Origin of the sequence: Streptomyces griseus, assembly GCF_001715295.1 — a bacterium.
Lineage (GTDB): Bacteria > Actinomycetota > Actinomycetes > Streptomycetales > Streptomycetaceae > Streptomyces > Streptomyces griseus_G.
Window position 1 is genome coordinate 1,958,556 of sequence record NZ_MDKB01000002.1, and the last position, 10,662, is coordinate 1,969,217.

The following is a 10,662-nucleotide window of genomic DNA, read 5'->3' on the forward strand; positions in this document are numbered from 1 at the left end:
CGGGGTACCTGACACCCCGGCACACGTCATGACAGCGCGGGGGCCGAGAGGAACTCGGTGACGGCGCCGGCCGTCAGGTCGCTGCGCAGGATGTCGGCGTGGCGGACCGGGATGTCGACGGCCCGCGCGGCGAGCCGGGAACCCTCGGTCGGCTCCGCGGAGTTCACCGCGGTGGCGGTGCGCCAGGCGGCGGCCGGATCGATCCCGCGGGCCGCGTCCAGGTACGACACGAACGACCGGAACACCGCCGCGAACTCCTCGAGCAGGTCCGGGTCGAGCTCCTCGCGGGCGAACGCGGCACCGGCCTGCTCCCGGAAGATGCGTACGAGTTCGTCCCCGAAGGCGGCGAAGTCGGGGGCGGCGGTCCGTGCCGTCGCCGCGGCCTGCCGGGCGGTGGCCACCTCGTCCGCGGAGAGCACCGAGGCGAACTGGTCCAGCATGGCGGTGAAGTCCCGGTCCAGTGCGGCCCGGGTCGGCACCTCCGGGTCGAACATCAGGAACCCGGGCGGCTCCGTCCGTCCGGCCCCCAGCCTGGCGGCCAGCTCCCCGGCGAAGACGCTGCCGGCGCAGTAGCCGAGCACCGCCCGGACGGGCCGGCCGCAGGCCTCGACCTCGCGGGCCCACCGCTCGACGTAGTCCCGCGCGGACATCCCGTCGCCGGTGGCCGGCTGCCGGGTCTCCCACACGGTGAACTCCGGGCCGAGGCGCGGGGCGAGGTCGGAGAAGCCGGAGTCGGAACGCCCGGTGGTGGCGAAGTCGACGGCCAGGACGAGGCCGGGGCCCCGGCCCGCGCTCAGTACTTTCCAGGCGCTGGGTGTTGTCATGGATGCAGTCCACTCTGGTCGACGGCCCGCACCGCGCACGGGTGCGGACGGGGGGGAGGCGTGGTGGGGGCACGACGGAGGGCCCGCCCCGCACCGGGGTCTCCCGTTTCGGAGGACCCCGGCGGCGGCGGACCCGCCGGGCCGGTCTGTACGGGGCGGCTGAGAGCCTGTCGGTGGCCTCCGACCGAGCGGCCACGCCCCGGTACGCACGCTTCCCGCGTTGCCGGGATGCCCACGTAACCGAGCTACGTGGGCATCCCGGCGCCTCGGAGTCGCACGCACCGGACCGCGTCCGCTTTCCGGTCCCAGGTCACCCGACAGGCTCAGCCGCCGGTGATCCGGATGGCCTTGGACGGGCAGATGTGCTCGGCGATCTTGCGTGCGTGCTCGGAGTCGACACCCGCGGGGCGGTCGTCGAGCAGGACGACCAGGCCGGTGTCGTCCTCCTGGTCGAAGACCGACGGCGCGCTCATGACGCAGAGACCGGCACCGATGCAGCGGTCGCGGTCGACGCTCACCCGCATGCCGCTCACCAGCCGACCACGAGCTTGTGCACCGGCGGCAGCCCGTCGACGAGCTCGATCGGCTCGTCGGACTCGACCACGTGCAGACCCGGGAAGCGGGTGAACAGCGAGGTGAAGCAGAGCTCCATCATCAGCCGCGCCACGTGCTGGCCCAGGCACTGGTGGACGCCGTACCCGAAGGCCAGGTGGTCCCGGGAGTCGCGGTGGATGTCGAAGGCGTCGGGGTCCGTGTACTTGGCGGGGTCGCGGTCGCCGAGGCCCTTGAGCACGAGGATGCCCTCGCCCTCCTTGATGGTCACCCCGTCGATCTCGACGTCGGCGAGCGCCACGCGGGCGATGATCTCGTCGACGATGCTGAAGTGCCGCAGCACCTCGTTCACGGTCTTGGGCATCAGCCCCGCCGGGTCGGCCTGCAGGGCCTTCAGCTGGTCGGGGTGGTCGAGGAGCGTCTGGGTGCCGAGCGCGATGCGGTTCACGATGAACTCGTAGCCCGCCAGGAGCAGCATCTTCGTCATCAGCGTCAGACCGTGGTGGTCGAACTCGTCGGTCCGGCCGGCCCGGGTGATGAAGTTGCCGAGCATGTCGTCGGTGGGGTTCTTCTGCTTCTCGGTGACGAGGGTCGCGAAGTACTCCATCAGCTCGTTGTTGGCGGCCATCTTCTCGTCCATGGTGTACGAGTGGCGCGTGCCCACCATGATCGCGGCGTTGCGCGTGAAGACGTCACGCTCGGCCTCGGGGATGCCGGCCATCTCGCAGATCACCTGCGCGGGCAGCGGCAGGGCGAGGGCCTGGACGAGGTCGAGCGGGCCGCCGGCCGCCTCCATCCGGTCCAGGTAGCCGTCGATGAGCTCCTGGACCCGGGGGCGCAGCTTCTCGGCGGCCTTGATGGTGAAGTCCGGCAGGGCCATCTGACGGACCCGCGTGTGCCGCGGCGGGTCCATGGTCACCAGCAGGTTCTTCGAGTCCCGGGCGATCATGTCCAGCAGTTCCTGCGGCGCCGGGAACCTGATGGGGAACGTCGGGTGCGGCTCCACGCTGAACCGGTCGTCGGCCAGCAGCCGCTGGATGTGGTCGTGCTGGGAGACGAGCCACGCCTTGCTGCCCGACGGCATGGTCACCTGGGTCAGCGGACGACCCGCCGGCACCTGGTCGTACTCGGCGAGCAGCGGGTTGGGCCAGCCGCGGGGGGCGACGGGGCAGGTCGCCGGTATCTCCATGGCGTCGGTCATGGGAAATTTCCCTGTCTTCGATGTGGTAATGAGCCTGCTCGGGGTGATGCTACGGACGGAATTCCGGTCCGCCGGAGGCTCTGCCACTTGCTGCAAGACAATCCGGTCCGGCGGAATCCGCATCCTTCGGGCCGAGGGTGAGAAGAGCCCTTTCCGGAAATTGCATCCACGTGCGACACGGCTTGTCCGGACGTGTATTCGTTTACTGGACGTTGATGGACCGCAGCCGGCGGAAACCGGTTCCCACGGGCGAACGGCACGGCCCTGCCCACCTACTGACGGCCGGTGAGCCGGCCCGCGCCGGGCGGCACCGGAGCCCCGTGCCTGCCGACACCCAGCTCACCGACCGATTCCCGGATCGGCCAGGCCCGAAGAAACAGAGGACAGATGTCTGACTCGTCAGCCACGGTTCTGCCGCTGACCGCCGGCCAGGCCGGAATCTGGTACGCGCAGAGCCTCAGCGGTCCGAACGCGACGTTCAACGCGGCCCTGTACCTGGAGATTGCGGGCGCGGTCGATCCCCTGCTCTTCACCGCCGCCATGCGCCAGGTCGTCGGCGAGACCGACGCGCTGCGCGCGCGGTTCACCGACGGGGGCGCAGGCCCCGTCCAGGTGATCGGGCCGGTCACCGACTGGTCGGCGGAGCCCGTCGAGGTGCTCGACCTCACCGCCGAGGAGCGGCCGGGCGAAGCGGCCGACGCGTGGATGTGGGCGGACGCCCGTACCCCGGTCAACGTGCTCGGCGGTGCCCTCTACCGCTTCGCGCTCCTCAAGGTCTCCGACGACCGGTTCCTCTTCTACTACCGCTACCACCACCTGGTGATGGACAGCTTCGGCGCGAGCCTGGTCGCCTCCCGCACCGCCGACGTCTACACCGGTCTCGTCACGGGCGCGGACACCTCCGACGGCGCGTTCCCCCCGCTGCGCGAGCTGATCGAGGACGAGGTCGCCTACCAGGAGTCCGCCGCCTTCGCCGCCGACCGCGACTTCTGGACCGCGCAGTTCGAGGACCGCCCGAACGCCGTGAGCCTCGGCGACCGCCCGACGGCCCTGCCCACCGACCTCGTACGCGAGACGCTCGGTGTTCCGGCGGAGACCGGCACCCGGGTCCGCGACGTGGCCCGCGGCGCCCGGGTCGGCTGGCCGGCCGCGGTGCTGGCCGCCCTCGCCGCGTACACGAGCCGGATCTCGGGCAGCGCCGACGTCGTCATCGCCCTGTCGGTCGCCGCACGGACGACGGGCACCGGGCGGGCCGTGCCCGGCATGGTGTCCAACGTCGTCGGTGTCCGGATGACGGTGCGTCCCGACATGACGGCGCGGGAGCTCGTCCGCCACGCCCACGAGCGCATGCGCGCGGTCTCCCGTCACAAGCGCTACCGCTACGAGGACCTGCGGCGCGACCTCAAGCTCCTCGGCTCCGACGGCCGGCTGCTCGGCCCGCGCCTCAACCTGCACGTCGTCTCGCCCGCCCTGCACTTCGCGGGGCTGCCGGCGAGCCTGCACCCGCTGGTGGCCGGACACGACGACGACTTCTCCCTCATCGTCCTCGGCCGGCAGGACGGCGGCTTCCAGCTCGACGTCTCGGCCAATCCGGACGTGTACGCCCCCGAGGCGGTGCGCCAGCACCACCGGCTGATCACCCGGCTGCTCGGCGAGCTCGCCGAACACCCCGACCGCCCGATCGGCGCCCTGGACGTCGTCGACCCCGACACGCTGGCCAGGCTCGTCGGTGACTGGGGCGGTGCCGCACGGAACTCCGGTCGGGGCGAGGACACCTCGCTGCCCGAGCGGTTCGCCGCGGCGGCGGCCGCGTACCCGGACAACAGGGCGGTGGTCTACCCCGACGGGGCAGGCACCCGGTCCCTCACCTACCGGGAACTGGACGACCGCTCCGACCGGCTGGCCCGGCTCCTCATCGCCCGCGGCGTCCGGCGCGGCCAGCTCGTCGCGCTGGCCATGCCCCGCTCCGTGGACATGGCCGTGGCCCTGCTGGCCACGCTGAAGGCGGGGGCGGCGTACCTGCCGATCGACCCCGAGTACCCCGCGGACCGGGTGGCCTACATGCTCGGCGACGCCGAGCCCGCCGTCGTGGTCACCGCGCAGCGTGACGCCTTCGCGCAGCTCACGGTGCGCACCCCGGAGATCGTGCTCGACCACCCGCAGACGACGGTCGAGCTGGACGGCCTGCCGGGCGGCCCGCTCCGGGACGAGGAGCGCGGCGGACCGGTCCTGCCCGACCAGGCGGCGTACGTCATCTACACCTCCGGGTCGACGGGCCGCCCCAAGGGCGTCGTCGTCGCCCACCGGAACGTGATCCGGCTCTTCGACTCCACCGCGCGGTGGACCGGCTTCGGGCCCGACGACGTGTGGGCGCTGTTCCACTCGTACGCCTTCGACTTCTCCGTGTGGGAGATCTGGGGAGCGCTGCTGCACGGCGGGACGCTCGTCGTCGTGCCGTTCGCGGTGAGCCGGGCGCCGGAGGAGATGCTCAGACTGCTGGTACGGGAGCGGGTGACCGTCCTGAACCAGACGCCGTCGGCCTTCTACCAGCTGGTCCAGGCCGACCGCGACAACCCGGACACCGGGCGGGCGCTCGCCCTGCGGTACGTCGTCTTCGGCGGTGCCGCCCTGGAGTTCGGGCGACTGGCCGAATGGTACGAGCGGCACCCGGAGGACTCGCCGCGGCTCGTCAACATGTACGGCATCACCGAGACCACGGTGCACACCACCGAGCGGATGCTCGACGCCTCGTGCGCCACGTCCCGCAGCGGCAGCATGATCGGCCTCGGCATCAGCGACCTGCGCGTCTACCTGCTCGACTCCGCGCTGCGCCCGGTCCCGCCCGGCGCGACCGGTGAGCTGTACGTCGGCGGTCCCGCCGTCGCCGACGGCTACCTGGGGCGACCGGACCTGAGCAGCACCCGGTTCGTGGCGGACCCCTTCGGTCCGGCCGGGGAGCGCATGTACCGCTCCGGGGACCTGGCGCGCTGGGCCCTGGACGGCAGCGCCGACCTGGAGTACCTGGGGCGCGCCGACCAGCAGGTCAAGATCCGGGGCTTCCGGATCGAGCTGGGCGAGATCGAGGCGGCCGTGCTGCTGCACCCCGATGTCCGGCAGGCGGCCGTCGTCGTCCGTGAGGACACCCCCGACGACCTGCGGCTGGTGGCCTACGTCGTCGGCGGCGAGGGGCCCGAGGGCCGGGTCGAGCTGGAGACGGCCATGCTGCGCAAGCACGCGGCCGCCACCCTGCCCGAGCACATGGTGCCCACCGCCTTCGTCCAGCTGGACGTGCTGCCCCTGACCGGCAACGGGAAGCTCGACACCCGGGCCCTGCCCGCCCCCGACCTGGCGGGCTCGGCCGGCGGCCGCGCGCCCCGCACCCCGGAGGAGGAGATCTTCTGCGGGGTCTTCGCCGAGATTCTCGGTGTGCCCTCGGTCTCCATGGACGACAACTTCTTCGACCTGGGCGGCCACTCCCTGCTGGCCACCCGGCTGGTCAGCCGCATCCGCGGGGCGTTCGGCGTCGAACTCGCCATCCGTACCGTCTTCGAGGCACCCACCCCGGCCGCGCTCATCGCCTGGCTCGCCGGCCACGGCGACGTGCCCAGGGCCCGGCGCCCGCTGACCCGGATGGAGAAGCCGGCGGAGATCCCGCTCTCCTTCGCCCAGCTGCGGCTGTGGTTCATCGACAAGATCGACGGCGGCTCGGGAACCTACAACATCCCGCTCGTCGTACGGCTGAACGGCTCGCTGGACCGGGAGGCGCTGCAGGCGGCGATCGGCGACGTGGTCGCCCGGCACGAGAGCCTGCGCACCGTCTTCCCCGACCACCGGGGCACCCCGCGCCAGCACATCCTGTCCCCGGCGCAGGCCACGCCCGTCATGGGGGTGACCGAGATCGCCGCCGACCGGCTCGCCGAGGCGATGACCGAACGCGCCGCCGTCGGCTTCGACCTCGCCACCGAGGCACCGATCCGCGCGCATCTGTTCGCCGTGTCCGAGCAGGAACACGCCCTTCTGATGCCGATGCACCACATCGCCGGTGACGGCTGGTCCCTGGTGCCGCTCACCCGCGACCTGCAGACCGCCTACACCGCGCGCTGCCACGGCCGGAGCCCCGAGTGGGCGCCGCTGCCGGTCCAGTACGCCGACTACACCCTGTGGCAGCGCGAGATCCTGGGGGACGAGGACACCCCGGGCTCGGCGATCTCAGGCCAGCTGGCCTTCTGGACGCGGTACCTGCGCGGACTGCCCGAGGAAGTCACCCTGCCCACCGACCGGCCGCGGCCGGCCGTCGCCTCCTACCGGGGCGAGACGCTCCGCTTCGACCTGACACCCGAGCTGCACCAGCAGCTGACACGCTGCTCGCGCGAGCACGACGTCAGCCCGTTCATGGTCGTGCAGACCGCCCTGGCGGCCCTGCTCGGCAAGCTCGGCGCCGGTGACGACATCCCGCTCGGCATCTCGATCGCCGGACGCACCGACGAGGCACTGGACGACCTGGTCGGCTTCCTCGTCAACACCCTCGTCATGCGGACCGACCTGTCCGGCGACCCGAGCTTCGCCGACCTGCTGGGACGGGCGCGCGCGGACGGCCTCGCCGCCTTCGCCAACCAGGACCTGCCCTTCGAGCGGCTCGTCGAGGCCGTCAACCCGGAGCGTTCGGCCGGCCGGCACCCGCTCATCCAGATCGGCCTCGGCTTCCAGAACAACGCGACCCCGAGTCTCGACCTGCCCGGTCTCGACGCCTGGATCGAGCCCGCCGTCACCCACACCGCCAAGCTGGACCTTCTGTTCGACTTCCGCGAGGTGCAGGGCGACGGGGACACCCCTGACCACACCACCTGCGCCGTCGAGTACGCCACCGACCTGTACGACGAAGCGACGATCGAGACGCTCACCAGGAGGCTGATGCGCCTGCTGGACCAGGCCACCGGCCGGCCGGAGAGCCGTCTGAGCGAACTGGACGTGCTGGCCGCCGACGAGCGCCGGCAACTCCTCGTCGACTTCAACGACACCGGGCGCACGGTCGCCGACGGCACGCTGGCCGAGCTCTTCGCCGCCCGCGCCGCGCTCACCCCGGACTCGCCCGCCGTGGTCGCGGGCGAGGAGGAACTGCGCTACGCCGAGCTGGGCCGCCGGGTCAACAAGCTGGCCCGGCACCTGGTCACGCGGGGGATCGGCGCCGAGGACCGGGTCCTGCTGGTCATGCCGAAGTCGCTGGACCTCCTGGTGGCCCAGCTCGCCGTGGTCACGGCCGGCGCCGCCTTCGTACCGGTCGACCCGGGCTACCCGCGGGAGAGGGTCGCCTTCATGGCCGGGGACTGCGCGCCCGCGCTGATGCTCACCACCTCCGCCGTCGCGGACACCGCCGGGGAGGTGGTGCCGGACGTGCCCGTGATCGTCGTGGACCGTCCGGCGGCCGCCGCCCGGATCGCCGCCCGCCCCGACGTGCCGCTGTCGGACGCGGACCGGCGCGAGCCGGCTTCCGCCGACCACCCGGCCTACGTCATCTACACCTCCGGCTCGACCGGCCGCCCCAAGGGCGTCGTGGTCACCCACCGGGGCATCGGCAACCTCGCCGCCGCGCAGAGCGAGCGGTTCGACGTCCGGCCCGGCAGCCGGGTCGTCCAGTACGCGGCCCCGAGCTTCGACGCCGCCGTGTCCGAGACCTGCATCGCCCTGCTGGGCGGCGCCACCCTGGTCCTGCCCGTCGGCGGCGGGCTGCTGCTCGGCGACGAGCTGGCCCGGTTCCTGACCGAGCGGCGCATCAGCCACGCGACGATCCCGCCCATCGCGCTGACCGGCCTCGACCCCGCCGCCGTCCCCGCCGGCATGGTGCTGACCGTGGCGGGCGAGGCGTGCTCGGCGGAGCTGGCCGGCATCTGGTCGGCGGGCCGGCGCATGATCAACGCGTACGGTCCCACCGAGACGACGGTCTGCGCCACGATGAGCGCCCCGCTGTCCGGGGCGGTCACCCCGCCCATCGGCACCCCGATCGCCAACGCCCGCGCCTACGTGCTGGACGCGCGGCTCGCCCCGGTCCCGGTCGGCGTGCTCGGTGAGCTGTACATCGCCGGGGTCAACCTGGCGCGCGGGTACCTCGGCCGCCCCGGACTCTCCTCGGAGCGGTTCGTCGCCGCGCCGTTCGGAGCTCCCGGCGAGCGCATGTACCGCACCGGCGACGTGGTGCGCAGGCGGGCCGACGGGCAGCTCGAGTTCGCCGGCCGGGCCGACGACCAGGTGAAGGTGCGCGGCTTCCGGGTGGAGCTGGGGGAGATCACCGAAGCGCTGACCGAACGGCCGGAGGTCGAGTCCGCCGCCGTCGTGGTCCGCGAGGACCGCCCCGGAGAGCGCAGGCTGGTCGGCTACGTGGTGCCCGCCGCCCAGGACGCCGCCGCCCGCGACACCGGCCTGGAGAGCGACCAGGTCGAGAAGTGGCAGGTCATCAACGACCAGGTGTACGGCGCCTCCGCCCAGGACGGTCCGCCGCTCGGCGAGAACTTCAGCGGCTGGCACAGCAGTTACGACGGGTCGGAGCTGCCCGAGACCGAGATGCGCGCCTGGCGCTCGGCGACCGTCGACCGGATCCTCGAACTGCGGCCCCGCCGGGTCCTGGAGATCGGGGTCGGCGCCGGACTGATCATGGTCCCGGTCGCCCCCCACGTGGACCTGTACTGGGGCACCGACCTGTCCGGCGAGGTGATCGACACGCTGGTCCGGCAGACGGCGCAGATCCCCGAGCTCGCGCAGCGCACCTGCTTCACCGCGACCCCGGCGCACCTGCTGGACGGTCTGCCGGAAGGGGACTTCGACACCGTCGTCATCAACTCGGTGGCGCAGTACTTCCCCGGCGTCGACTACCTGACCGACGTCATCAGGAAGGCGTTCGACCTGCTCGGTGACACCGGCGCGGTCTTCCTCGGCGACCTCCGCGACCTGCGGCTCCTGCGCCGCATGCGGGCGGCCGTCCACCGCACCGGCCACCCCGGCGACGACCCCGAGGCGACCCGGCACGCCGTGGACCGGGCCGTCGAGCGCGAGACCGAACTGCTCGTGGACCCGGCCCTGTTCGGCACTCTGGACGGCGTGCTGGAGGGCTTCGGCGGCGCGGACGTCCGTATCAAGCGCGGCGACTACGCCAACGAGCTCAGCCGCTACCGCTACGACGTCGTCCTGCACAAGCGGCCGGCCGCGCCCGTCCCGCTCGACTCGGTGCCCTCCCTCGCCTGGGAGCGGGCCGGCGGACTCGACGGGCTCGCGGACCGGCTGCGCGAGGAGCGCCCGGCCGCCGTGCGCGTCACCGGCGTCCCGAACGGCAGGCTCGACGCGGACCTGGCCGGCGCGGACGGCGCGGGCGGTACGCCGGTGCAGGCGGGCGTCGACGTGACGGCCCTGCACGAGGCGGGCACCCCGTACGGCTACCGGGCCCTGGTCACCTGGACGGCGGGGGCCGACGACGGCCGGCTGGACGCGGTGTACGTCCCCGCGGAGCCGCAGGACGGCACGGACGCGGTACCCGCCTACCGGGACCTCTACGTGCCGGACGGCCTCCCCGCCCGTTTCGCGAACGACCCGCTCGTCGCCCGCCGGAACGGCGCCCTGGTCGCCGGGCTCCGCTCGGCGCTCGCCGAGCGGCTCCCCGACCACATGGTGCCCGCCGCCCTGGTGCTGCTGGACGCCCTGCCGGTCTCGCTGAACGGCAAGCTCGACCAGAAGGCGCTGCCCGCGCCCGACGCGGCGGGACCCACCTCGGACGCCGCCCCCGCCACACCCGAGGAGCGCACGCTCGCCCGGCTGTTCGCCGAGGTGCTCGGGCTGCCCCGGGCCGGCGCGGACGACGACTTCTTCCGTCAGGGCGGCGACAGCATCGTCTCCATCCAGCTCGTCAGCCGGGCCCGCGCCGAGGGGCTGGCGTTCACCCCGCAGGACGTGTTCGCGCACCGCACCGTGCGGGCCCTGGCCGCGATGGCCGAGCCGGTGCCCGTGGGCGCGGACGCCGCGCCGGCCGCCGCGGGCGAATGGGACATGGACCTGGTCTCGCAGGACGAACTCGACGAGTTCGAGTCGAAGTGGAGCGTCTAG

General features: G+C 73.1%; 4 protein-coding genes. 1 reads left to right on the forward strand and 3 read right to left on the reverse strand.

Annotation, left to right across the window (positions count from 1 at the left end; genetic code table 11):
* Positions 1-26: 26 nt before the first annotated feature.
* From BA175_RS15385 to BA175_RS15395, 3 genes are all read right to left on the reverse strand, one after another.
* Positions 27-824, reverse strand: a complete 798-nt coding sequence (locus BA175_RS15385) for a hypothetical protein (RefSeq protein ID WP_069171828.1) — start codon at positions 822-824, stop codon at positions 27-29.
* Positions 825-1,147: 323 nt separating this feature from the next.
* Positions 1,148-1,348, reverse strand: coding sequence for a ferredoxin (locus tag BA175_RS15390; protein WP_069171829.1), 201 nt, complete (start codon positions 1,346-1,348; stop codon positions 1,148-1,150).
* 5 nt (positions 1,349-1,353) lie between these two features.
* Complete coding sequence (locus BA175_RS15395) at positions 1,354-2,577, reverse strand: cytochrome P450 (protein ID WP_069171830.1); 1,224 nt, start codon at positions 2,575-2,577, stop codon at positions 1,354-1,356.
* A gap of 387 nt (positions 2,578-2,964) precedes the next feature.
* Here BA175_RS15395 and BA175_RS15400 point away from each other — a divergent pair, with 387 nt between their 5' ends.
* Complete coding sequence (locus BA175_RS15400; protein WP_069171831.1) at positions 2,965-10,662, forward strand: non-ribosomal peptide synthetase; 7,698 nt, start codon at positions 2,965-2,967, stop codon at positions 10,660-10,662.

Coding starts and splice junctions, on each gene's coding strand:
- BA175_RS15385 (WP_069171828.1), bottom strand. CDS start 824: ATGACAACACCCAGCGCCTGGAAAGTACTGAGCGCGGGCCGGGGCCCC.
- BA175_RS15395 (WP_069171830.1), bottom strand. CDS start 2,577: ATGACCGACGCCATGGAGATACCGGCGACCTGCCCCGTCGCCCCCCGC.
- BA175_RS15390 (WP_069171829.1), bottom strand. CDS start 1,348: ATGCGGGTGAGCGTCGACCGCGACCGCTGCATCGGTGCCGGTCTCTGC.
- BA175_RS15400 (WP_069171831.1), top strand. CDS start 2,965: ATGTCTGACTCGTCAGCCACGGTTCTGCCGCTGACCGCCGGCCAGGCC.